21 protein-coding genes and 3 tRNA genes are annotated in these 25,717 nt (G+C 36.5%); 5 read left to right on the forward strand and 19 right to left on the reverse strand.

Annotated features, from left to right (window positions below; all coding sequences use genetic code 11):
* Positions 1-266: 266 nt before the first annotated feature.
* The 17 genes from ACQRDX_RS02915 to ACQRDX_RS02995 all read right to left on the reverse strand — a co-directional run bounded on the left by ACQRDX_RS02915 (position 267) and on the right by ACQRDX_RS02995 (position 20,066).
* Positions 267-1,661 carry an amino acid permease gene (locus tag ACQRDX_RS02915; RefSeq protein ID WP_427894112.1) on the reverse strand — a complete coding sequence of 465 codons (1,395 nt, stop codon included), beginning with the start codon at positions 1,659-1,661 and terminating at the stop codon, positions 267-269.
* A 135-nt stretch (positions 1,662-1,796) separates the two neighbouring features.
* On the reverse strand, positions 1,797-3,776 hold the full coding sequence (gene ftsH / locus ACQRDX_RS02920) for an ATP-dependent zinc metalloprotease FtsH (protein WP_427894114.1): 1,980 nt from the start codon (positions 3,774-3,776) through the stop codon (positions 1,797-1,799).
* 24 nt (positions 3,777-3,800) lie between these two features.
* Entirely contained in the window at positions 3,801-4,343 is a 543-nt protein-coding gene (hpt, locus tag ACQRDX_RS02925) for a hypoxanthine phosphoribosyltransferase (protein ID WP_427894116.1), read from the reverse strand.
* Positions 4,344-4,348: 5 nt separating this feature from the next.
* Entirely contained in the window at positions 4,349-5,626 is a 1,278-nt protein-coding gene (gene tilS, locus ACQRDX_RS02930; RefSeq protein WP_427894118.1) for a tRNA lysidine(34) synthetase TilS, read from the reverse strand.
* A complete protein-coding gene (locus ACQRDX_RS02935) occupies positions 5,623-6,810 on the reverse strand; it encodes a serine hydrolase (RefSeq protein ID WP_427894120.1) in 1,188 nt (395 codons plus the stop codon). The genes tilS and ACQRDX_RS02935 overlap by 4 nt, the downstream gene beginning before the upstream one ends.
* A gap of 95 nt (positions 6,811-6,905) precedes the next feature.
* Positions 6,906-7,028 (reverse strand): SP_0009 family protein, encoded by a 123-nt coding sequence (locus tag ACQRDX_RS02940; protein WP_354367088.1) that lies wholly within the window; start codon positions 7,026-7,028, stop codon positions 6,906-6,908.
* 1 nt (position 7,029) lies between these two features.
* Entirely contained in the window at positions 7,030-7,401 is a 372-nt protein-coding gene (locus tag ACQRDX_RS02945) for an FtsB family cell division protein (protein ID WP_354367089.1), read from the reverse strand.
* A complete protein-coding gene (locus ACQRDX_RS02950) occupies positions 7,388-7,660 on the reverse strand; it encodes an RNA-binding S4 domain-containing protein (RefSeq protein WP_427894123.1) in 273 nt (90 codons plus the stop codon). Before ACQRDX_RS02950 ends, ACQRDX_RS02945 begins: the two co-directional genes overlap by 14 nt.
* A 31-nt stretch (positions 7,661-7,691) precedes the next feature.
* On the reverse strand, positions 7,692-9,206 hold the full coding sequence (locus tag ACQRDX_RS02955; RefSeq protein WP_427894125.1) for an oligosaccharide flippase family protein: 1,515 nt from the start codon (positions 9,204-9,206) through the stop codon (positions 7,692-7,694).
* Complete coding sequence (gene mfd, locus ACQRDX_RS02960; RefSeq protein ID WP_427894127.1) at positions 9,157-12,663, reverse strand: transcription-repair coupling factor; 3,507 nt, start codon at positions 12,661-12,663, stop codon at positions 9,157-9,159. The genes ACQRDX_RS02955 and mfd overlap by 50 nt, the downstream gene beginning before the upstream one ends.
* Before the next feature lie 2 nt (positions 12,664-12,665).
* A complete protein-coding gene (gene pth / locus ACQRDX_RS02965) occupies positions 12,666-13,235 on the reverse strand; it encodes an aminoacyl-tRNA hydrolase (protein ID WP_354367097.1) in 570 nt (189 codons plus the stop codon).
* A gap of 80 nt (positions 13,236-13,315) precedes the next feature.
* Entirely contained in the window at positions 13,316-14,431 is a 1,116-nt protein-coding gene (gene ychF / locus ACQRDX_RS02970; RefSeq protein WP_354367099.1) for a redox-regulated ATPase YchF, read from the reverse strand.
* 329 nt (positions 14,432-14,760) lie between these two features.
* Positions 14,761-14,964 (reverse strand): DUF951 domain-containing protein, encoded by a 204-nt coding sequence (locus ACQRDX_RS02975; protein ID WP_354367101.1) that lies wholly within the window; start codon positions 14,962-14,964, stop codon positions 14,761-14,763.
* 132 nt (positions 14,965-15,096) lie between these two features.
* Complete coding sequence (gene dnaN / locus ACQRDX_RS02980) at positions 15,097-16,233, reverse strand: DNA polymerase III subunit beta (protein ID WP_354367103.1); 1,137 nt, start codon at positions 16,231-16,233, stop codon at positions 15,097-15,099.
* A gap of 141 nt (positions 16,234-16,374) precedes the next feature.
* Positions 16,375-17,727 (reverse strand): chromosomal replication initiator protein DnaA, encoded by a 1,353-nt coding sequence (gene dnaA, locus ACQRDX_RS02985; protein WP_427894131.1) that lies wholly within the window; start codon positions 17,725-17,727, stop codon positions 16,375-16,377.
* A gap of 199 nt (positions 17,728-17,926) precedes the next feature.
* Positions 17,927-18,691: a ParB/RepB/Spo0J family partition protein gene (locus ACQRDX_RS02990; RefSeq protein WP_427894133.1), complete on the reverse strand. Its 765-nt coding sequence runs from the start codon at positions 18,689-18,691 to the stop codon at positions 17,927-17,929.
* Positions 18,692-18,833: 142 nt separating this feature from the next.
* Positions 18,834-20,066: a S1C family serine protease gene (locus tag ACQRDX_RS02995; protein ID WP_427894135.1), complete on the reverse strand. Its 1,233-nt coding sequence runs from the start codon at positions 20,064-20,066 to the stop codon at positions 18,834-18,836.
* Between the two features lie 204 nt (positions 20,067-20,270).
* Here ACQRDX_RS02995 and rlmH point away from each other — a divergent pair, with 204 nt between their 5' ends.
* Positions 20,271-20,750 (forward strand): 23S rRNA (pseudouridine(1915)-N(3))-methyltransferase RlmH, encoded by a 480-nt coding sequence (gene rlmH, locus ACQRDX_RS03000; RefSeq protein WP_427894137.1) that lies wholly within the window; start codon positions 20,271-20,273, stop codon positions 20,748-20,750.
* Between the two features lie 27 nt (positions 20,751-20,777).
* Positions 20,778-21,452 carry a YoaK family protein gene (locus tag ACQRDX_RS03005; RefSeq protein ID WP_427894139.1) on the forward strand — a complete coding sequence of 225 codons (675 nt, stop codon included), beginning with the start codon at positions 20,778-20,780 and terminating at the stop codon, positions 21,450-21,452.
* Positions 21,453-21,463: 11 nt separating this feature from the next.
* On the opposite strand, the gene ACQRDX_RS03010 is transcribed toward ACQRDX_RS03005, so the two are convergent.
* Positions 21,464-21,537 (reverse strand) — tRNA-Arg (locus tag ACQRDX_RS03010).
* A gap of 171 nt (positions 21,538-21,708) precedes the next feature.
* Here ACQRDX_RS03010 and ACQRDX_RS03015 point away from each other — a divergent pair.
* From ACQRDX_RS03015 to ACQRDX_RS03025, 3 genes are all read left to right on the forward strand, one after another.
* On the forward strand, positions 21,709-22,662 hold the full coding sequence (locus ACQRDX_RS03015; protein ID WP_427894141.1) for a DDE-type integrase/transposase/recombinase: 954 nt from the start codon (positions 21,709-21,711) through the stop codon (positions 22,660-22,662).
* Between the two features lie 156 nt (positions 22,663-22,818).
* Positions 22,819-22,890: transfer RNA gene (locus ACQRDX_RS03020), tRNA-Glu, on the forward strand.
* Positions 22,891-22,895: 5 nt separating this feature from the next.
* Positions 22,896-22,969 (forward strand) — tRNA-Asn (locus ACQRDX_RS03025).
* A 163-nt stretch (positions 22,970-23,132) separates the two neighbouring features.
* Here ACQRDX_RS03025 and ACQRDX_RS03030 read toward each other — a convergent pair.
* Positions 23,133-25,706, reverse strand: a complete 2,574-nt coding sequence (locus tag ACQRDX_RS03030; protein WP_427894143.1) for a YfhO family protein — start codon at positions 25,704-25,706, stop codon at positions 23,133-23,135.
* Positions 25,707-25,717: the final 11 nt, after the last annotated feature.

Below are 25,717 nucleotides of genomic sequence, written 5' to 3' on the forward strand. Positions count from 1 at the left end.
CGTAACCCTGCACGTTTGGTTCGTCTTATTCAGTTTTCAAAGGTCTTTGTCACTCTCTCGCGACAACTATATTAGTATAGCATGGTACTTGATGGATTGTCAACACTTTTTTTCATTTTTTTATACCTCTATTGAATTTAGGAAAAGAAGAAAAAGAAGACGACAACAACTTAAGGGCATTTGATTTAAACATCAAAAAAGAGAAGACCGTCGGATCTTCTCGTGTGTTGTTTTTTTATCTAGCAAACAGTATAGTTGAATTATATCTAGGTATTTTTTACTGCTGAATTCCTATATCCGTAAACAAAGTAGATTACTATACTAATAAGCACTGTAACAATAAAAGCAATCCATGTTAAAGTTTGATACTGACTCATTAATGAAAGACAAATTATAATTGATAGGATCGGTAGAACTGGAACAAAAGGTGTTCTAAATTGTCCTGCTAGAGGCTCCCCTTGATCTTTTCTCAACTTTATAATAGCTATGGCTAACATAATAAGATAGGCTAAAGTACAAATATTTAAAAATTCTGCAATACTGGCTAATGGAAAGACCCCTGCACAAATTAATGTCGCAACTCCAACAAGCAATGTCGCATTTTTAGGAACTTTACTGTGACGAGTAACCTGACTTAGACTTTTTGGAAGTAAGCCATCTCTACTAATAGAGTAAACTGTTCTAGTCAATGCATAAGTCATTGAAATACATACTGTAACTAGAGTAAGAATAGCAACCATAGAAACATAATTAGCTGCCCAATCTAAGCCAGCGTTACGTAAAGCAAAAGCAACAGCGTCTGCAACATTGAGTTTAGTATAATGGACAATCCCTGTTAGGATAAGAGTCACTAAGATATATAAGACCGTAACAATTGACAAGGATAAAACAATACCTCTTGGGACATTTTTTTGTGGTTCCTTCACTTCATCAACTGCCATTGAAATGGATTCAAAACCTAAAAAAGCAAAAAACATCAGTGAAGCCCCAGCCATAATACCTGTTTTTCCTCCATAAATTTGACCGAAACCAAAAGGAGCAAAATCAGACCAATTGTCTGGTTTAATAAAAAATATACCACCTATGATAAATACTGCAAGGGCAGAGAACTTCAGAATAACCAATGCACTATTAAAGCGTAAGACACTCTTTGAGTTCAAAAGGACGAGTCCAGTGACCAAAATAATGACTAAAACCGGAAGCAAGTCAATATACTGTCCTTTACTTGGATTAAAAGTCCCATTTAAAGCTGTGGGTAGAACAATATTATAATTAGCAAGAAGTCCTTTAAAGTAACCTCCCCACCCAGCTGCAACTCCAGAAACAGCTGTCAAAAATTCCATGATAATCAGCCATCCAGCAAGCCAAGCCGGAAATTCACCTAAAGTTGCATAAATATAGCTATATGCTCCTCCATTTGCCGGTATACGTGAGGCAAATTCTGCATAAAACAAAGCAGAAATTCCAACAGCAATCGCAGAAATAATAATAGAAACAGTTAACGCTGGACCAGCATAAGTTGCGGCACCAATACCTGTTATGGTGAAAATCCCTGTTCCTACCATTGAGCCTAAACCAAGAAAAATCAAGTCGTAAACACGAAGATGTCTTATCATCTCTGTCTTATCGCGACCTGGATTTTTTTTTCTAAAAATATTCAATTTTCTTATCTCCTACATTATGGTAACAATCTATTCTATCACAGCTACATAATCTTGTAAATTATATTGAATAAAAATAAAAAGAGACAAACCGCAATGACTACGGTTTGTCTAATATGCCAAATATTTTAAATGTTAATCATTTTCAGAATTGCTTTCTGTCATCTTTTCTTTAATTTCATCATAAGATAAAGCATGTGCTTCTTCTGCATCATCTTCTGTTTGTTCTGGCATTTTTCCTGTTTCATAGATAGATTTGATTTGAGCTGCATCTAGTGTCTCATGCTCAAGAAGGGCTTCTGCAATTAATTTATGAGTCTCGCGATTATTATTAATGATATCTGCTGCTTTATTACGTGCTTCATTTAAAAGATCACGGACTTCCTCATCAATAAGGAGTGCAGTCTGAGCAGAATAAGATTTTTCTGGTGAAACTTGTCCAGTAAAGACTGAATGATTACCTTCATATTGAACTGGTCCCAGTTTCTCACTCATACCATACTCTGTCACCATAGCACGCGCCATCTGCGTTGCTTGCTCAAAGTCATTTGAAGCACCTGTTGTCTGAACATTAAAGATAATCTCCTCAGCAACTCGTCCTCCCATAAGGCCTGCCAATTGCTCTTTCATATCATCTTTTGAAAGAAGATTTTGATCTTCCTTAGGAAGTGCAATCATGTAGCCACCTGCACGACCACGTGGTACAATCGTCACTTTATGAACTTCACGGGCATTAGATAGTACAAGTCCAACAATGGTATGTCCTGCTTCATGATAGGCAACAATTTGACGTTCTCGTTCCGAAATTGTCTTATCTTTCTTAGAAGGGCCAGCAATCACGCGATCTTCTGCCTCATCAATATCACTGGCATCAATAACTTTTTTATTACGACGCGCTGCAACTAATGCCGCTTCGTTTAAGACATTCTCAAGATCAGCTCCAACAAAACCTGGTGTTTGTTGTGCCACAACTTTTAGATTCACATCATCAGCTAACGGTTTATTCTTAGCATGCACGCGTAAAATAGCTTCACGTCCCTTAACATCTGGACGACCAACTAAGACTTTACGGTCAAAACGTCCCGGACGAAGAAGGGCTGGATCTAAAACATCTGAGCGGTTTGTCGCAGCAATAACAATGATACTTTCATTGCCTTCAAAACCGTCCATCTCGATAAGGAGTTGGTTTAGAGTTTGTTCACGCTCATCGTTTCCGCCTCCCATACCGGCACCACGACGACGACCGACAGCATCAATCTCATCGATAAAGATAATAGCACGCTCTGCTTTTTTGGCATCTTCAAAAAGTGAACGCACGCGACTAGCTCCAACCCCTACGAACATCTCAACAAAGTCTGAACCAGAGATACTAAAGAAAGGAACGCCTGCTTCACCTGCAACTGCTTTAGCAAGTAAAGTTTTACCTGTTCCTGGAGGGCCTTCTAAAAGGACACCTGCTGGAATACGTGCACCTAGAGCTTTATATTTTTTAGGATCGCGTAAAAAGTCAACAACCTCTACCAGTTCTTGTTTTTCTTCCTCGGCACCTGCTACATCAGAGAAACGGACCTTAACATCTCCCTTATTGGCTGCGCGAGCTTTATTTCGTCCAAAGCTCATAGCACCACGTGCACCGCCACCCCCTTGATTCATCATCATGATAAGGAGGAACATGACAACAATCATAGGAACAAAACTAGCTAAAAAGGAAATCCAAGCGCGATTAGAACTTTCTTGTTTAACAGTTACCTTAGCACTGCTGCTCTCAGCTAAGTCTTCAATCTTTTTGATGGAAGAATCACTTGGTAAAACAACCGTCGTAAAGTTTTTTACTTTAGTATCGCTTGTACTAAAAAGTTTGATATCACTGGAGCTGGAGACTGTTCTAGCTTCTTTATACTCCCCACTAACTTCTATAATACTGCCATTAGGTTGATAGGTGAGTGATTTGATATCACCTGCTTTCAACTCTTTGACTAGAGTTGAATAACTGATTCTCTGACTTTGTACACTACTTCCTCTAAAATAATACTGAAATGCTGTAATAACAGAAATAATCACAACAATATAGAGGAATGAATTTTTGACAAAGCCATTATTTTTATTATTTTTCATATTAATGACTACGTTTCCTTACTTTTATTTTTTGTAAACCTCTTCTTTAAGTACACCGACATAAGGAAGGTTACGATAGTTTTCTGCATAATCCAAACCGAATCCTACAATAAACTCGTTTGGAACGTCATAACAAACATAATCTGCATCAATTTCTACAACACGACCTTCCGGCTTGTCAAATAAGGTAGCAATTTTCACTGATTTAGCTTGGCGATATTTAAACATATCACGAAGATATTTCAATGTACGTCCGGTATCAATAATATCTTCAATGAAGACAACATCACGTCCTTCAACATTGGTATCAACATCCTTTAAGATCTTAACCTCTCCACTACTTGTTGTCCCTCCGTGATAACTAGATACCACCATAAAGTCAATTTCAACATGCGCATCGATATGTTTCATCAACTCTGCCATAAAAGGTACAGACCCTTTTAAAACCCCTACAAGAAGTGGATTTTTTCCAGCATAATCTTCTGTTAGTTTTTGACCTAATTCTTTGGTCTTTGCAATAATGTCCTCTTCTGAATATAGAACCTTTTTGATATCTTGTTCTAGCATACTGTTCACCAATTTTCTAATTTTTGAATATATAATTTACCCTTCATTATATCATCTTTGCTTGCTTTTCTCAAATAAGTTTTATCGGGTAACAAGATAGCCATCAGCTCATGATCTTGCTCTAAAAAAAGAGCCCTTTGTCTATCTTCCAAAGCAACCTTATCATCAATAAACAATCGTCTGACCTTTTTGGACACTCCTCCTTGCAAAATTTTGTCACCTGCCTTTCTCTCCCTAATAAAAATTGGTGTTGTAGAAGGCAGTAAAATCACACTATCCACTTGCGATAGCGGGAGCCCGTAAGAATAAAGATAAGAACCAATCTGAACACTATTTTTATAGTCTAACAAAACTGGAAGTTTGATGCTATCGGTCTGTGGACTGATTTTTTTTATTTCGAAGTGACTATAATTTTTGATGAAGTAGTAATCTTGCTTGATGGGGAGATAATAATTCTTATCACTTCGTAGCATAGTCAGTAAATCATAAAATTGTGCTTTCGTTAACTGCAAGTCTGGAATAGCCTCTAGATAAGTTTGAAAAAGGTAATACTGGATAGGGTAGGTTTGTTTTTGGAACCATTCTATCTCCTCTATCGTATGACTAGCTAATAAGGAATCTAACGCTTCAGTCAATAAACTAACTTCATGGGAAAGATTGAGTAATTGCTGTTTCAATTTAGGATTTTCTTTCTCAAGTGTTGGTAGATAAAGATTTCGAATGCGATTTCTTAAATAGTCCAAAGTGGCATTACTGCTGTCATAAAAATGAGGTAAGTTAGCTAGTTCTGATTTTGAGATCGATAAAAAGGGTCTGATGAGTTCACCATTTGCAAATGGCTGAACCCGCTTCATACCTTTTAAATGTCTCAGACGACTCCCCCGTAAAATACGCATAAAAACAGTTTCTGCTTGATCATCCTGATGATGAGCCGTCACTAAGGCTGTATAACCTTCAGTTTCCATAATTTGCTTAAAAAATTGATACCGCTGATCTCTAGCCTGACTTTCTGAAAATCTCCCTTCAAAGTGAGCTGTATAAAAGGGTAAACCTAACTCTTTTGCTAGCTGTGACAATTCAATTTCTTCTCTGTCTGATTCTGGTCGTTGTTTATGATTGAAATGTGCCAAGCCTAAACGAATCTCTAAATCATCTCTATAACGATATAAAAAATCCAAGAGATTCATTGAATCTATCCCACCTGATAAGGCAATTAAAACCTTATCATGATGGTTAAATTCTTTTTTCTCTTGAACTTCTTTTAAAACTTTTTTATCTATCATTTTAATATATTATAAATATCATTTGCAATACGTGTTATCTCATCATACGAAGATTCATTCGTAAAAATGGATAAGACAAAGGGAGAATCACTATAAACGACTGCAACATCGTGTTTATAATCATAAGCATCTCCAATCTTATGGGCCACACGATCTGAAATATCCTTTGCAATACGCTGGTTATCAAACTCAGTATGAGACAAATAATCCATAATCTTGCCATCTTGATAATAAAGAGCTTCCATCATCTTACCGGCCATCTTAGCAGATACTTCTCGTTTTGACATATCCCAAGTTTCCCCTGCGACAGCAGCAATTACTTTAGTATAAGTAGAATCAAACTGCTGGGTTACATAATAAGCTAGCATATTACTGGCAACATTATCAGACTCTTGTGCCACAGCTTTTTCCAAATCATCAATACTATAATCTTGATTATTAGCAGTATGAGGGAGGACTGTGCTTCCTTCAGGTTTATAAGCAGATGAAAAAGTATTAACGGCATCAATATACTGATATTGCTGTGTGGGCTGTAACTCCCCATTAGTAATTTGTCTTTGGGTATAGTATAAGATAGGAAGCTTACTGATGCTAGCTGAATACATTTTTTTATCAGCATTTATCTCTGCCACCTCATCTGTCTGAAGTTGCTTGACATAGATCGAAAGATTAGACTGATTGTACTTTTTATTTAAAAGGAGTTGTACTGCCTCCATCCGATGATCAGTTTGGCTTAAATCTGTTATTGGTACCCATACTTTATCACTTATTTTTGCATAAATACCATATTGAGTTTGGACTTTTTCAGTAATGGAAACCTTCTGATAAGCTTTATCAATCCCAGATCGTTTCTTCACACCAGTTGTATAAGGGGCTTCATAATAACTTGCATCTGCTTTAACCCAGTAAACTTCTGGAGTTTCCTCTGCTAGCAACGAAGAGCTATCTACAATATTTAGTTTACTAGCTAGGATATAACTCCCATCTGACAGTTTAAAAATCGGTTGCGCATTTTGATTATAAGTCAACATCACTATATCCAAAACTGTTTTTGAAGGGAGATAGCCTTTTTCCTGTGTCAGGTCCTGATCTTTATAAGTCACTATTAAGTGAGTGCTGATAGGTTTAGCAGGAATTTTGTCAAAAGAAAAAAATGGATTTTCTAAACTTTTCACCAAGGGCATCATTTCTTCTAGGGTAAAAGTATTCTTTTTTGAACTAGTATCCCCTACAAAAGGCCACACACTAAAGTATAGTGATAAAACAATGGCTACCCAACTCATTGTTGTCGCTCAATATCAGACTCTTCTAAATGTAGAGCTTGATTTTTTTGTTTTAACTCTTCTAACTTATCGTCTGAGTAGGATAAAAATAAGGTTACTTTTTCTAGTAAATTTTCCATATTACTTCGGTAATAAATCCGGTTCGGGATAAATTGTTTCTCCTGTCTTTGAAAAATAGTATTTGGCACGCGCATATTTAGCAACATAGTCTTCATCACTAAGTTTTTTAGCAAAATCTTGCTTGACTTTACTTTCGTTTTTCAACTGTTTAAATTCTGTCTGCAATTTTGTGATTTCAGCTTCTTTTTTTTGCAATGCACTATAATTCTGAACCAAATTAAAAATCGGAAGAATGAAAAGTAGGATGACACAAATCAAAACCCACCCCATAAAACGATTTTTTTGTCGTGTTTCCTCTTCCTCAAAACGCTGTCTGGTATTTTCATCGTTAATATAGTCATTATTTAACTGAACAACACTAGGCTTCTTCATCTGCTTCAATCCTTGTTTCACTAATGATATCGTACATTTTTAAAGCATCTTCTTTTTTAGTGCTATCTTTCATTTCTAAGACTCGTACAGTCAAAAGTTTATTGCCAAAACGGATTTCAACTTCATCGTTGACTTTTAAATCTGTAGAGCTTTTTGCTAACACCCCGTTCACCTTAATACGTCCTTTGTCTGCTACTTCTTTAGCGACAGGACGACGTTTTATGATACGCGATACTTTTAAATATTTATCTAATCTCATCTCGTCACCTCAAATTCTTTTTCATATTTTATCACTTTTTTTTTGAAATTGGTAGAAAAGCCCATAAGTCCTCTTCAAAAACCTGCCAAGCTTTACAATAATACAAGAAAAAACTTGCTCCACCCAGCCCTGATATCATAACATTCAATAATAGACCAAAACGATTTTCACTAGGTAATAACTGATTAGACATTTTTACCACAAGTACCATCATGACTAAGCCTAACCAAAATTTGTAGTTATAATGCCAATCCTGACTAAGCTCTGCTTTTTTCAAAAATAAAAATAAAAGAATAATAAACGGTAAAATCGTTGCTAAGGAAGCTCCTACTGGTCCTAATAAGTAGGTGAGAGGATAAGTGAGTCCTATTTTCAATGCTAAGCCCATCACTAAATACCAAATGGCCTGACGGCTTCTCCCCTCAATGAAATACTTCTGGTGGAAAAATTGTAACAAACTGGTCCAGAATATTAAGCTGGTATAGATTGCTAGAGCTTTGTCACCTAAATGATCTTCAAAAAGGACTTGATTTATTGGAGTTAAAAGGCTCAAAAAGCCACAGGTTAGGGTCAAACTCAAGTAAACGATCACATCATAGAATGACTGACTTTCTTTAACGTATCGTTTTTTATCTTTTTGATAAGTCTTTGTCAGACGAGGGAGTTGCGAGGTGAATAAAGCTGTGGCAAAAACCAATCCAAACTGAATTAAAGGCTGTCCACGATCATAAATCCCTTTAACTGTCTCAGCATCTAAAGCTGAGAGACCTGAATTTTTCAATGCACTTTTCACACTAAAAGCATCAACTAATTGAAATAATAAGAGATAAATTGAAAAAAGAAGGAAATTAAAACTTTCCAAGCCTAAAGTTCCTAAAAAGGACCAATCCCAATTCCATTGCCCAAAATAATCCCTTAATTTATACGGACTTACCGCAAGTAAATAACCTAGTACCACCAAGCTAGCTAAACTATTTCCTAAAGAAGCTAGAGTAGCTGTTTGATAGATATCAAGCCCTTTAGTAAGGTAAAAAATAGCCGATAAGATAATCACACAAACTCGAACAAATTGCTCTAATACCTGACTAACAGCTGTTAACCTCATCTCTTGTTGTGCTTGAGCTAAGCCACGGTAAAAAGAAATAAAGGGAAGAAAAAGCCAGTTTATCCCAATCAACTGGAGAGCCAAAGCTAGAGAAGGAGCTTCCATCAGCTTAGCCAAAAAAGGTCCCATACCGAAAAAAAGGAGACTAGCCAGAACAGAAAAGAGAATTTCTACGAAAAAGAAACTAGATAAACTTATTTTTTTTCGACTATGGTATAAACTTGAGACTAAATTCGGAAGCCCAACTAATCCTAAGGTCGAAATAATCGCTAAAATAGGATAAAGTTGTTGATAAGCATAGAAACCACGATCGCCAACTAAATTTTGATAAGGAATACGGTATAAGGCTGCAAGTACCTTAGAGATGAGACCGCTTATAACAATAAATAAACTAGCTTTTATCTTCACTGAACTGTGCTTTTCTTGCTTTAATTTCTCCAAATTTTTCTCCAAACTTGACTAATTCCTCTAAAATCTCATAATCTTTTTGACGTCTGATATCAAAGATTACCTCAATTTTTCCTTGATGTTCACTAATACGAGCTTTCAAATCTGTCGCTGATAAAGCCTCAAAATAGTCTTGAGTTAAAAAGATTGTCTGCGAACGTTTTTCAAATCGAACATATAACTGTCCTTCTTTTTTCTCCACCATCTCAACAAAAACTTGATCCAGATAAGCCTTAACAAGACCGATTTCAATTAAATAGGCCACTTGATCTGGGTACTCTCCAAAGCGATCTATTAACTCATCTTGCAACTCTTCATAATCTTGGCGTGTCTCAATGGAGCGAATACGTTTATAAATTTCAATTTTTTGACGTTCATCATCCACATATTCTCTTGGAATATAAGCATCAATTTGTAATAACAACTCTGCATTCCCTTTTTGGCGAACCTGAGATTTCCCTTGTTTTTTAGCAATAGCCTCTTCTAGCAATTGTGAATACATTTCAAAACCAACGGAATCAATAAAGCCACTTTGAGCACTCCCTAAGATATTACCCGCACCACGAATAGACAAGTCCCTCATAGCAATTTTAAAACCACTGCCAAGCTCTGTAAACCCTTTAATAGCTTCCAAGCGTTTTTCAGAAACTTCTGTTAGTACCTTGTCTGGACGATACATCAAATAAGCATAAGCAATCCGATTGCTCCGTCCAACACGTCCTCTCAGCTGATACAAAGTCGATAAGCCCATGTGATCAGCATCTTCAATAAAGAGAGTATTCACATTGGAAATATCGACTCCCGTCTCAATAATAGTTGTTGCCACCAAGACGTCATACACACCATTGATAAAATCCAATAGGGTATTTTCTAGCTGAATTTCTCCCATTTGGCCATGAACAAAGCCAATCTCTGCCTCAGGTAGCAGATCCTTTAATTCTGCCACCTTTTGCTCAATGGTCTCCACCTTATTATAAACATAAAAGACTTGCCCCCCACGCTCCATCTCACGTAAAACAGCTTCTCTCACCATCCCAAGATTCGTCTCTAGAACATAAGTCTGAACGGGATAACGATTGGTAGGAGGAGTTTCAATAACAGATAAGTCACGAATCCCTAACATCGACATATGTAAGGTACGAGGAATAGGTGTTGCAGTCAATGTCAACACATCAACCTTCGTTTTTAACTCTTTTAGACGCTCCTTATGTTTAACACCAAAGCGCTGCTCCTCGTCAATAATAATTAAACCCAAATCAGCAAAAACAACATCTTTTGACAATAAACGATGTGTCCCAATAAGAATATCTACACGCCCTTTTTTAGTTTTTTCAAGCGTCTCATCTTGTTCCTTTTTTGTCTTAAAACGACTCATGACATCAACTTCAACAGCGTAATCTTCAAATCGTTTTTTAAAGTTTTCATAATGCTGTTGAGCAAGAACTGTTGTAGGGACCAAAACAGCTACCTGCTTACCATCATTAACCGCCTTAAACGCAGCTCGCATCGCCACCTCAGTCTTACCAAACCCAACATCTCCTACCAAGAGACGGTCCATTGGACGAGCTTTTTCCATATCTTTTTTGATTTCTGCTATACTGCGGATTTGGTCATCAGTTTCCACAAAGGCAAAATCCTGATCAAAACGCTCTTGCTCTTCATCGTCTTGTGAAAAAGCAAAACCTTTTTGTTGGTGACGCTCAGCATAAAGTTTAAGCAGATCATCTGCAATATCCTCAACCTGTTTAGCTACTTTTTGCTTTGTTTTTTGGAAACGTCCATCATTTAGCTTATTAACCTTAGGTACTTTACCATCACTTGCTACATAGCGAGAAAGAGTTTCAATCTGCTCAACAGGCAGAGAAATGCGATCAGAGTTTTGATATTGAATGGTTACATAATCACGATGAATTCCTGAAACTTCAAGTGTCTCAATCCCTAAAAATTGCCCAATACCATGCACTTGATGGACTACATAATCCCCTTTAGAAAGCTCATTGTAATCTTTCAAGCGCTCTGCATTACTGATAGATTGGCGACGAAGCTTACGCTTGACTTTACGGTGAAAAATCTCCTTTTCAGTAATCAAGACAAGACGCCCGTCGGCAAAATGAAACCCATTTGACAGGTGACCAACAAAAAGCTGAATTTGACCTTCTTGAAGTTGATCTGCCTGTGTGATCAAAACTTCAAATCCGTACTCTTCAAACAGCTTTTTCAACCGTTCCAAAGACTGCTCAGAATCCACCTGAAACAAAACTGTAGAGCCATTTTTTTTGTATCTCTTCGCTTCATCAACTAACAAAGGGATTTGGTTAAAAAATTCCTGCATGGCATACTGTGTCAGGTGGTGTACCGCATCAAATTTTAAATTCCCCAAGCCCTTATGGAAAGTTGAAAAGAAAGTGGCTGGCTGATAGGAACGCCAATTGTGATAAGGATTTGCAAAATAAGAAAGACGAGAGACTGCTTTTCCTTGTTGTAAATCTTCCGTTAAAAGATTAGCCACTTCAAGCTCAAATTTAGCTTGTTTATCCACCAGTTTTTGAAAATCATCAAAGACTAAACAACTCCCTTTAGGTAAGTAATCCAATAAAGTCCATTCTTTTTCATAAAAAACAGATAAAAACCGTCCTAAATCCTTATGCCGATAACCAGCCTCTAATGTTGAAATAAGCTCCCTTAAATAAAGCTCCTGCTCACTATTTGCCGTCTGAATAGCCTGATTTAAAAACTCTAAACCACGCTGCCAATCAGCCTCCGTTAAGACCTGTGGGTCAATAGGCGAGAGAGAAATGCTGTCTAAACTTTCAAGAGACTTTTGAGAGGAAATATCAAAAGTCCGAATACCGTCAATCTCATCACCAAAAAATTCAATCCGATAAGCTTGATCTTTTGAGAGTTCATAAATATCTAAAATATCCCCTCGTCTGCTAAACTCTCCTGGACTAAGAACTTGTTTGACCGAACTATAGCCATTTCGCAATAAAAATTTAGTCAGTTTCTCTAAATCTTTTTCTTCACCTACTTGTAGTTGTAAATGGTAGGTAGAATAAGTTTCAGGGGAAGGCAGTAATACTCGCATCCCAACAAAACTGGTCACCAAAATTCCATCTTTATCTCCAAGTAAAAAATCCAATGCGCGTAAACGGGACTGACTTTTATCAAATGAAGAAAAAATAAATTCAGCTGCTGCCATATCATCGGCAAAAAAATCATACAAAAAGATGTCATCCAAGACCGCAGATAAATTTGCCAACAACTGCTCTGCTTCATTTTGGCTCGATAAAACAACAACAATCTTACCGCCATTTTTTTGAAAGGCAGAAGCAATCGCTAGAGCACGACTACTTCCTGATAAGCCCATCACTAAGTGGCGCTCGTTTTGTGCAAACCCTTTTTGCCAAGCTTGAATTTTTTTATCCTTGGAAAATAAATCAATAATATTCATAACTACCCATTATACTTCTGCATTGTTGCCGCAAAATCACCTGTTGACAGATAAAAATCAAGGGCCGATTCTACTCGATCCAAAGTCGCCAAAATACTAGCATAATCCTCTTGGTCAAAAGTACTTAAGACATGACTAACCACCGATTGCCCTGATTTGGGACGTCCAATACCAATTTTAATACGGTCAAATTCTTGGGTCCCAAGATGTTTGATAATAGACTTGATGCCATTATGTCCACCTGCTGAACCTTTTTGACGAAAGCGAATTTTACCAACAGCCATATCCAGATCATCATAGATGATAATCATATCTTCAATGGCAATATTAAAATAACTTGATAAAGCTTTCACTGCAATACCACTTTCATTCATAAAAGTGACTGGTTTCACTAGGTAAATCTTCTCACCATTAAAAAAACCACTCGCAACCTCTGCTTTAAAAATTTTATCCAAGCTAAAAGATAAGTTTAAAGTTTTAGCAACTTGATCTACCAGCATAAAGCCAACATTGTGTTTCGTTTCATGATATTTAGCACCTGGGTTTCCCAGACCAACAATCAATTTGACCATTCTTCTCCTCTTTCTATATTGTATCTGTTTTTAACTCTAGACCAAAAAGGCTGGAAAATACTTTCCAACCAATTTTCATCTTACACATTAAAGCGGAATTCCATGATATCTCCATCCTGAACAACGTATTCCTTTCCTTCTTCACGAAGTCGTCCAGCTTCTTTAACCGCTTTTTCACTGCCATACTTGATTAAATCATCATAAGACATCGTTACCGCACGAATAAAGCCACGCTCAAAATCAGAGTGAATAATACCAGCTGCTTGTGGTGCCTTGATACCGCGTTTAAAGGTCCAAGCACGGACTTCTTTTTCTCCTGCTGTAAAGTAGGTACCGAGTCCAAGGAGATGATAGGCTGCACGTGTCAATTTATCTACGCCAGATTCTGCTAAACCGATTGCTTCTAGAAATTCTTGTTTATCTTCTTCATCTAACTCTGAGATTTCTTCTTCAGCACGCGCAGAAATGACCACTACTTCTGCATTTTCTGTTGCTGCAAAGTCACGAATTTGTTGAACATAGTCGATATCATCTGGCGAAGCTACTTTATCTTCATCGACGTTTGCAACATAGAGGACTGGTTTAGTCGTCAAGAGGAAAAGCCCCTTTACAACTTTTTCTTCTTCTGGAGTGAAGTCGATTGTTCGTGCTGACTTCCCATCTTCAAGAACTGGCTTAATTTTTTGAAGAACATTAAACTCTTCAACAGATTCCTTATCTTTTTGCGTACGAGCCATTTTTTCTACACGCGCATAGCGTTTATTGACAGAATCAAGATCGGCTAAAATCAACTCAAGATTGATAGTATCAATATCTGCCAAAGGATCTACAAAAGCATCCTCACGACCTTGCTCTCGCATGACATTTTCATCGTCAAAAGCACGAACTACATGGACAATCGCATCAACCTCGCGGATATTAGCCAAGAATTTATTTCCAAGTCCTTCACCTTTTGAAGCACCTTTTACGATACCAGCAATATCAGTAAATTCAAAAGTCGTTGGCACTGTCTTTTTAGGAGTGATGAGCTCTGTCAATTTCTGCAAACGCTCATCAGGTACTTCTACCATGCCGACGTTTGGATCAATAGTAGCAAATGGATAGTTGGCAGCTTCTGCACCTGCCTTTGTAATTGCATTAAATAGGGTTGACTTACCAACGTTTGGTAAACCTACGATTCCTGCTGTTAAAGCCATATTTTCTTACTCTCCAATTAAAAATTCAATCATGACTATTATAGCAGAAAAGTAGATAAAAATCCTGCCAAATGACAGGACTCTGAAAATTATTTTATCCCCATTGCAAAATCCAAACTCTGAGAAGCTAAATGATCATATAGAGGATAGACAGAAAAATTTCTCTATTTTCAACTGGTTGCTTGTATGCTTCGTTCAAGTATTCAAAAGCATCATTTTCCACTTGGAGACAAGATTATAGAAAATATAAAATTGCTTCTACCAACTCAACTTGGGACAGGTTACTAGCTATGCATAAAGCTCGAATTTGTCGAGCTAACCGCTTACAACTAGACTTCGCTTGGCAGAACCTTCTTCATCTTCCTCTCAAAATCATATCGACTCATCATCACCACATGGTCACAATTGGTACAGCGAATTTTGATATCCGCTCCTAGACGGATAACCTCCCATTTATTAGCCTTCTTACCAGTTGATTTGATCACACAGGCATGGGGCTTTTTCATCTCAACAAAGGATCCCACTTGGTACATACTCCACTCCTTATCTCTTTTTTGTCATTATATCAAAAAAATACCCAGTCAGAAAGCTGGGCATTTAGGAGATTTATGAAAAAGAAAAGTTTTAGGATGCTCATAGTATAAAGTATGAGACTTAAACTTATCTTAATTCGTACGGACTGGTGTAATCAATTGAATAAAGTTTTCGCTATCATCTCCTGGCGTTAAGGTAAAAGGACGAACTGGTGAAACAAATTGGACACGGACCGTATCACTCTTTAAAGCCTTGAGAGCTTCAATCAAGTAAGTTGGATTAAAGCTAATAAAGAGATCTTCTCCAACAAGATGCTCGGTATCAATTTCTTCGTTTACCTTTCCAACTTCTGGTGAGTTAACATGGGCGCTAACAAGCCCTGAGTTAATCTCTAACTTGACGGTACCATTTTGAGTCGCATTTGAAATTAAGTAAGCACGTTCCATCGCTTGACGAAGAGCTTGAGTTTTAAAAATAATCTCTGTTTCAAATTGATTCATCAAAAGACGATCAGTATCTGGATAATTCCCTTCAAGAAGACGAGTGTAAAAACTAATATTTTCACTTCTAAACAACATTTGATTATTTGATAAAAATACCTCGACACTTTCAATATCATCCGTAAAAACAGCAGAAAATTCACGAAGAGATTTACTTGGAATGACAACATCAAAATCATCTGTCATTTTATCTAAAGTTAATTTGCGCTGGCTCATACGATGCGAGTCTGTTGCAACTGCTTTAAATTCTTTATTTTGGCTTAAGACAAGATGAACCCCTGTCAAAATAGGACGACTTTCTTGGGTACTAGCAGCAAAAGCCGTTTCTGAAATTAAACTTTTTAATAATTTTGTTTCTAAAACCAAAGGTTTGGAAGCAGCAACTTCTTGAATACGAGGATAATGTTCAACATCTTTTCCTTTTAGAGTAATTTCTGATTTACCACTTGTTAAAACAATTTGTTGTTGTTCTATTTCTTTAAAATCAATATTAACATCTGGCAAACTTGAAACAATGTTAATGAAAAAACTTGCCTCTAATAAGATACTTCCGACAGAGGTGATTAATAGGCCTGCATTTTGATTAGAGGTAGAAATAAAGTTTTCAATAGAAATTTGTCCATTTGATCCTGTTAAGGTAATCCCATTAGGGTTTACTTCAATTTTGATTGTAGATAAGATAGGAATTGCATTTTTGCTACTAATGGCACGTTTGGTCGCATTTAAGGCTTGAAGAAATAGATTTTTATTGATAGAAAATTGAATCATGTGGAAATCCTTTATAAATTAGTATAGTAATAGTAGTAATAGTAGGTCTTGTGGAAACTGTGGAAAAATAAGAAAAGGAAAGGCCACTTCTAGCTTAGAAGTTGTGCACAGGTTGTGGATAAGTGTGAATAACTGTCCACATCAGAGAATTTTATTTTGCAAATTTTCAATTTCTAAACGCAGACCATCATCTTTTTCAATCATGTTTTTGATTTTATTATAAGCATGAAGAACTGTAGAATGGTCTCTTCCTCCGAAAGCTTTACCGATCTTGGGAAGGCTACTATCTGTTAGTTCTCGAGCTAAAAACATAGCTACTTGTCTAGCTAAAACGATATCTTGATTTCGCTTAGTTGCTTTGATTTCACGGACGGTAACGCTATAAAATTTTCCGACTTCTTCTTGAATAGTTTCGATAGATATGGAGCTGGTCTGAGCTCGATCATTTTTTCGAGCTCGAATCGCTTCTGAAACGGTATCAATGGAGATTAGATCCAACTGTTTCACATTTGCAACTAAATTAATATCTTTGAGCGCGCCTTCCAATTCTCGGACATTGGAGTGAAATTGTGTCGCTAAATATTTAATCGTCTCAATTGGGAATTCGTAAGGGTATTCTTTAACTTTATCAATTAAAATGGCAACCCTTGTTTCAAAATCTGGAGGGGTAATATCAATAGTTAACCCCCAACTAAAGCGCGTGATGATACGATCTTGTAAGTCTTTTAGTTCATCAGGTGTACGATCACTGGTTAGAACAATCTGCTTGTTGGCTTTATGTAGAGCATCAAAAGTATGGAAGAACTCCTCTTGGGTTCCTGAGAGATTGCGCCTTGCCAGGAATTGGATATCATCGATGAGTAAAAGGTCTAATGTTCGAAATTTTTCTTGGAAGCCTTTCCCCTCATTTTGTCGCATATGTCTCGTGAATTCATTCAAAAAGTCTTCAGCAGTGATGTATTTTAAGCGCGTGTTGGGATTATTTTCTAAGATCGTGTTCCCAATAGCATTGAGTAGATGGGTTTTTCCTAAACCAGGTCCACCATAGATAAATAGTGGATTGTAGGTTCCACCTGGGTCTTGTGCGACTGCGATGGAGGCACTTAAAGCCCATTCATTTCCTTTTCCTCGAATAAAATTATCAAAAGTGTATTGGCTTTTGAGATTAGATTCGACATCAGCTACGGCTGGTTTAGCAAGATTTGCAGAAGGAAGCGCCTCATCTTTTTTTGTTTCTGGAAGTTCATTTTTTAGGACATAGTGGTCAGTGATTTTTAAATCGAAAACTTCAAAACCAGCCGTTAATATAATGTCACTTAGATTTTTTTCAAGGAAGAGCCTCCTATCACTATCTGGAATGACAATAATGGCTATTTGATCTTCAATACTATGAAGATTAATATCTGTTAAATAGTACTCAAAAGCACCACGTGTTAATCTGCTTTCGGCTAATTCAAGAACCCTATTCCAAAAAATGCGTTCATTTTCTGTCATAGTAAACTCCTGTGAAGAATTGTTGATAACTTATTGTATCATAAAGCCAGATAGTTTTCCACAAGTATTTCAATAAAATCCACAGTGTTAAAAAAAGTTATCCACAAAATGTGGATAACGTAAAAACATTGTTATTACAGTAAACTTTTGAATGAATACCTGTGTATAAGTTTGTCAGTGATTTTTTCTTACGCACAAGTTATTTTAACTTGTTAATAATTCTGTTGAATTCTTCGAAGTTATGGTAGGATAATATAATTTTTCCCTTCTGATTACTTTTGGCTTTAATCTGTACGGTTAATCCAAGTTCTTTTTTTAATTCTTCTTCCCAGTGATTGAGATGCGGGTCAGTATTTTTATTTTTGGGAGTTGTATTTTTTTGTTTTTTTAGCTGTTTTTCTAAGTCTCTAACACTCCACCCTTGTTTTTGAATTTGTTCAAATAGCTCAGCCTGCTGTTTAGGGTCAAGTTTAATGAGAAGACGTGCATGCCCAGGGCTAATGCTTTTATTTTCCAAAGCTTTTTGGATAGCTGGGGGGAGCTTCATTAAACGTAAGCTATTTGAAATATAAGGACGTGATTTCCCCATTTGTTTAGCAATGTCATCATGGGTTAGACCAGAATTTTTTAGTTGCAAATAGGCTTTCGCCTCTTCGATGGGATTTAAATTAGATCGTTGCAGATTTTCGACGATAGCTTGTTGTTGACTTTCCTGAGCTGTAATATTTTTGATGATAGCTGGAATATAAGTTAAGCCAGCTAATGCAGAAGCTCGTAATCGACGTTCTCCAGCAATTAATTCAAATCCATAAATTTCAGATTTTCTAACAATTATTGGCTGGATAATGCCATTTTCTTTGATTGAGTCAGCAAGTTCTTCAAGTTCAATAGCATCAAATTCTCTTCTTGGTTGATAGGGATTCGGGAGAATATCTGTTATCAGAATAGACTGAAATTCCTCCATATTTAAGTTCTCCTTATAGTCATTTATATCTGCAAAAATAGAGTGGTTTATCCTATTGATCAAATGAGGTAAACCACTCCAGGTCAATATAGTCTGTGCTTGTTAGGCGATAGACTATTGTTAAAATGTACCGGTCTAATGTTTAGTTACTGCTGTTTGTTGTTTGTAAATCTTTTGTTGATTTTTCCAGTTGAATTTTGGCTGTCTTTTTCTCTTGTCCTCTATAGTAAGTAATCTCTAGTTCATCACCAATGTTATGCTTATATAGAATACTTTGAAGATCACTTATACTAGTTACTTCTTCCCCGTCAATAGAAACAATAACATCATTTGCTTCTAATTTCCCACTAGCAGGCATATTGTCTTGAGTATTAACTACTACAACACCAGTAGTAATTTCTCCTGGAAGAGATAATTTTTCAAGATAAGTTGTTGATAGTTGACTGAGATCTAACATGGTAATTCCTAAAGCTGGACGCTCTACACTACCATTTTGCTCCAGTTGATTAATAATAGAGACGACATCGTTAGAAGGAATAGCAAAGCCCATCCCTTCTACAGAAACACTATCTGTTAGGGAACCGCTCGCAGAGATTTTACTAGAGTTTATCCCAATGACCTGTCCCTTAATATTGATGAGAGGGCCACCTGAATTACCAGGGTTGATGGCAGCATCTGTTTGAATGGCATTGGTTGAAATCGTTTCTCCGTCTTCGTTTTGAGAAGTAACAGTACGGCTTAGACTAGAAACAATCCCTTCGGTAACAGAATTGGCATACTCACTTCCTAGAGGACTTCCAATAGCAATAGCTGGTTCTCCAACATTCAGTTTATCAGAGTCAGCAAACTCTGCAGTACTTGTGACCTTATCTGAGCTGATTTTAACAACTGCTAGATCTGAGTAGGTGTCAGCTCCTACTAGTTGGCCCACTACTTTGCTACCGTCAGACAGCATGATTTCGATTTTTTCAGCTCCGCTAATAACATGGTTATTGGTTACAATATAGGCTTCATTGCCTGATTTTTTATAAATGACTCCGGACCCCTCGCTTGAAATATCAGCTTCTTGTTGATCACTATTAGATTTGGAATTTTCCTGTCCAAAAATTTGACTATATAGAGAGTCAAGTTCACTCGTGTTGGTATTTGTTTGATAGCTAATCACTGAGACGACAGCATTCTGTACTTTTTTTACGGCTTTAGTTGTAGAGGTTTCAGTATTATAGGTCACCTTACTAGTTGTGACTTGATTAGCAAGACTACTAGATTGTGTACCATTTAAAATAGCTACCGCTAAGAATGCGCCACATCCCCCAGCAGCAACTAAACTGAGTAAAAATTTTCCTTGTCCTTTTTTTAAAGGGTTCAATTTCATGAGATATCCTCCACTATTTTTAAGTAAGCATACGCCCTAAAACTTAAGGGAAACTTAAATTGTTCACAAAAAGTTATCCACAAGTTGTGGATAAGAAAGATTATCTCAAAAAAACACGGAAATATCAAGGTTTTAGAGGGACAATTTAGATTTTTTTTGTGGATAACCTGTTAAAGTTAATGTGGATATGTTACAATAAAACGTATGAAAGTAAAACTTATCACAGTAGGACGTTTAAAAGAAAAATATTTAAAATTAGGAATAGCAGAGTATGCCAAACGTTTGAGTCGCTTCACTAAACTAGAGCAGATTGAGCTACTAGATGAAAAAATATCAGATACAGCTTCCGATGCAGAAAAGCAACAGATATTAAGTAAAGAGGGTGCTCGTATCCTAGATAAAATTGGAGAACGAGATTATATTATTGTTTTAGCTATTGAAGGAAAAGAGCTCGATTCAAAAGAGTTGAGTCAAAAGTTGTTAGCTGCGACAGTTCAAGGGTATTCTACGTTAACTTTTATTATAGGGGGGAGTTTAGGATTGGATCAAAGAGTGAAAGATTGTGCCCATTTGCAAGTGAGTTTTGGGCGGATGACCCTCCCTCATCAGTTGATGAAGCTAGTGTTAATTGAACAAATTTATCGTTCCTTTATGATTCAACAAGGCAGTCCTTATCATAAATAGTTGCAAATTTAGACAAAAGGAAATAATATGAATTCGACTAATAAGCATCGAATGTTTGAAGGGATAAGGGTGGCGACCCTAGTCACATTTATCAGCGGTTTTGTTAATAGTTTCACTTTTGCAACACAAGAAGGAAGATTTGCGGGAGTGCAAACTGGTAATTTGATTTATATGATGATTCGTTTAGCTGAAGGAAAGTACGCTGAAAGTTTTAGTTATATCTTACCTATTTTATTTTTTATTTTAGGACAATCTTTTGTGTATTTTGGAAGACGTTGGGCACAAAAAAAAGGATATCATTGGCATTTTTTAGGGAGTTTTTTTCTATTGATTTTGATGCTATTGATTGCCTTTATCAGTCCTATTGTCTCTTCAAATGTTACTTTGGCAGGCTTGGCGTTTTTTGCCTCCATTCAGCTTGATACTTTTAAAAAAATTAGGGGAGTGGCTTATGCTAATGTTATGATGACAGGGAATATGAAAAATGTTGCCTGGATGTTAACAAAAGCCCTTGCAGAAAAAGACCATCAATTGTTAAAGAAATCATTATATACCGTTTGGATTTTGTTTAGTTTTATGATTGGTGTTTTTTTAGCCAAGGTGACTAGTGATTATTGGCAAGAGTATGCCCTGTATTTGGTTATTTTACCATTAGTGTTAATCAACTGGTTACTGGCAACAGAAAAACCCCATCAAAATTGATGAGGTTTTTTTGATTCCAGCAGGATTCGAACCTGCGACCGTTCGCTTAGAAGGCGAATGCTCTATCCAGCTGAGCTATGGAACCACTTTATCAACTCCTCCATTCTATCAAAAATAAGGAGTTTTTGTCAATAAGAAAATATAATGAGAAAAAGTATAAGTGTAGCGTTACAATAGATGTGAGACTTCTAGAAGTCAAAAAGAAGATTCCCTGATATGATAAGAGTACCACCACTCACCAAAAAGGAATCTTCTCATGACTAGTATATCACAAAATATTCGCTATGTACCACATACTCTAGAAACACGTTACCACGCTGTTAAAACCTACCAAAATGGTGCCTCTGTCGCCTTCATCTGTCGACGATACAAAGTTTCAAAAGCCTCTCTTATGCGCTGGAATAAGCGTTTTGATGGAACCAAAGAATCGCTGAAAAATCGATCCCATCGCCCTCTAACACCGCACCCAAAGGCCCATACCGAGCAAGAGCTAACATGGATTAAAAACTGCATCAAAAGAAATCCAAACGCAACACTCATCGAAATCTTCTACAAGCTCAAAACCAACAAGGGATATCACAGGCACCCTTGCTCACTCTTTCGAATCTTGAGAAAACTGGACTTCTTCAAATCCCCTAAAACAAAGCAAAAACCTTATGTACCGAAACCATATGACACTCCAACTAAACTAGGTATCAAGTGGCAAATGGATGTCAAATACGTACCAACTCACTGCTACACAGGTAAACTTCCTGATAAGTTCTACCAATATACTGTTATTGATGAAGCCAGTCGTGAACGCTTTATATTCCCTTTAAAAGAGCAGTCGTCCTACTCAACCGTTCAATTTCTCAAAATGGCGATTAAACACTTTGGATACAAACCCAAAATCCTCCAAACGGATAATGGCTTTGAGTTCACTCATTTCAAAGAGACCAAACAAGTTCACCCATTAGACTTACTTTGTCAGGAACTTGGCATTGAGCACAAGCTGATTCGTCCTCGAACACCCAGACATAATGGCAAGGTTGAACGCAGTCATCGAAATGACAATCGACGTTTCTACCAGCACTTGATCTTCTATTCCTATGACGATCTGATCAAGCAGATGAAAACCTATCTTTATCGTTCTAATAGACTCCCTATGCAGACTTTAAACTGGAAATCTCCTATCGATATCAGAAAAGCTTTACTAGGAGCTAGTTCCTAATAAAGCTTAGCAAATGGATGACTTCAAAATAACCTTTTTGGTCTCACATCATTGACAAAGGTACAAAAATATAATGAGAAAAAGTATAAGAGGCTACTAGACAAAAACAAATGTTATGGTATAATAGCTTATAAGTTATTTGTTATCCCTAAAATTGGTCCGTTGGTCAAGGGGTTAAGACACCGCCTTTTCACGGCGGTAACACGGGTTCGAATCCCGTACGGACTATAATTTCCGGCATAGCTCAGTTGGTAGTAGCGCATGACTGTTAATCATGATGTCGCAGGTTCGAGTCCTGCTGCCGGAGTGATAAGACATCAAAGAAACCTTAACCTTAGTAATAAGGTTTTTTTGATTAAGGGAATTGGTTTCTCCTACCATCTAAAAGTTAATAAAAGAAAAAAATCGGACATTATTTCAAGTAATATCCGATTTTTTAGTAGCTATCAGTTAGCAAGAAGAGAGTTTTATTATATTTTAATTTTTTTTATTGGTCTATAAAAGTAAGCATAGCTTAAGTAAAGGCTAAGTCCAGCTAGTGAGCACAGTAGTCCGATATTAAAACCATCTGGAATAAAAATTAATGTTACCTCCCCTTTACCTTTAGTGATATCAACTGCCATAAATCCTTTTTGAGCTTTTCTAATAGGTATCTCTTTATTATTTTGATAGGCCTTCCAACCTTTGTCATAAGGAAGAGTTAAAAATAACGAGGTGTCTTTATTACTATCATACTTGATGACAACTTTATTGCCTTTTTCTTGTACTGAAACAGGTGCTGTAGATAGTTTTTCGATAGCTTCGGTATAATAATCTAAATTTAAAGCATAGAAGTTTGGAGGATTAAAACTTACCTCCTTATTTCCTGAAAATTGGAAGGTGACAGCTAATGTTTGTACTTCTTTGTTATAGCCAATATTAAAAAATGAGTAGGCATTGTCAGTGACCATATTAGTCGTTTTATGATTAACAGTGATTTGGACATTATTTTGATCATCATTTTCAAAAGTGATATTAGGCATGCTAACATATATTTGGCTATTTTGGGGTGTAGCTAGGAGATAGGTTATTTGAGTTTTTCCATTAACCTCCTTAACGGTTACTTTTTGTCCAAGTTGTGTATTTTGGCTGATTGGTGAATAGGATAGACGTGTAAAATAATTGTAGTTTAGTCCCGTTAGATTATTAAGGAGATTGGTTTGATTATCTAAGGTATTAATAGTGAAATCGATATCTTTATACACGCTGTTGGTCAAGATGGCAAGCTGTGTTGAAAAGCGATTTTCATAAAGGCTCATCTCATCGACTGTTTTGACTTGCTCAAAGCCATATTTATCTGGATTTGCTTGAGATAGATTATACTTAATACCAAAGAGACTGTCAGCAATAAGCGTGTTATTTTGATAGCGTAAATTTAAATTAGTTCCATCTGATCGAAAACCTAAGCGATCTAGTTGGCTACTTGAGGCGCGATTACGAATAGATGAAAATTGAGAAATGCCATTATAAGCAAATTTCATACTATCATTTCCTGTTTGTGGTAAAAGTCGTTCCATTCTGAAAAAGGTTGATGTGTTTTCGTTTGCAAAGTTGACAAGACTGTCAATGGCAGTGAGGTTTTTAGTATAGCCTTCTCTAGAGGGAAAGTTCCATTCAGTTGATAAACCTTTGACGTAATAGAAACTATTTAAACTGACTTCTAAAATCATGAAGAAAGAGAGAAATAATTTAAACCACTGACTGTCAATGTAATTTTTAATTAGACTAAATAAAATGATAAAGTAGGCCAATAGGAGGCTACCTGTTAGCATAAAGTTGACAGATGTTAGAAATGGATAGTGGTCTGAGTAAAAGAAGGTAAGTCCAAATCCTATCGCTAAAAATAAAAAACTAGGGGTTATCAGTTTCAGTGTCCATTGACTTGTTCTTGACAAGGTTTCTGCGGACATGTAAATCAAAATAAAAGAGAAAACCCAAGCATAGCGGTGAAGGAACATATTTGGTGCGTGCATTCCTTGCCAAAAGAGATCAAGAGGTTCTAAGTAAAAGCTGGCAATAAGAATAATCAGTAATATTCCATAAGATAATTTGACAGACCATTTAATAGATGGAAGGAAAAAGAAAATCAGACTTAGAGTCAGTGGAATAAGACCGACCGCTATCATAGGTAGAGCATGGAATTGAGTGGTATCGTAAGCACCAACCATATTTTTAGCAAAAATATCTAGCCACCAAGCATCTTCAGAAAGCCAGTTTGTAAAGGTATCAAAGGTTTCCCCGTGGGTTTTTAAATCAAGATAAGTAGGAAGTAGCATAACCATACTTGACAAGGTTGACAAGATGGAAACAATAGAGAAATCTAAGAATCTCTTGATACGATGTTTGAAATCCCAAGAGGACTGCACAAAGAACCATAGGAGCAAAAATAGAGCTGTCATAAATCCAAAATAGTAATTTTGGATAAACAGTATGGTCAAAGCAGCGTAGTAAAGTAAGGTTCCTTCCTTGTTAATCAGACGATGTAATCCTAGTAGAATAAGCGGAATCAGAATAAAGACATCCAACCACTTGTTCAGTTCGAGCTGACTGGTTAAAAAGCTCATTAAAGCAAGGGATGTAGAGAGAACTAGAGTAAACGATCGTTCTAGTTTATTGTAAACTTTGTGTAAACTAAAGTAACTAGAGAGTCCAATGAGCCCAAATTTTAGAAGAGTAAAGAGATAAACAGCGTCAGGCATTGAGGATTTATCAAAAAAATAGGTCAAGGGAGAAAAGAAACTCCCCAAATAATAACTCATGAGAGCATAAAAATTTAATCCTAGTCCACTTGTAAAACTGTAAAATAGACTATCTTTTCCATGTAAAATATCTCTAAGAGCAGTGTCAAAGATGACATATTGATGAAAACCATCACTAGCTAATATAGTTGTCTCACTTCCCCAGGTGATATCAAAAGATAAGAGGACTGCAAACATAATGAGGCTTGGAAAAAGAAAACTTATTAAATAGAAAATGATATTACGGTACTTTGTAAAAAAAGTCATGTGGTCTCCTT

Origin of the sequence: Streptococcus sp. SGI.013, assembly GCF_050315295.1 — a bacterium.
Taxonomy (GTDB): domain Bacteria; phylum Bacillota; class Bacilli; order Lactobacillales; family Streptococcaceae; genus Streptococcus; species Streptococcus porcorum.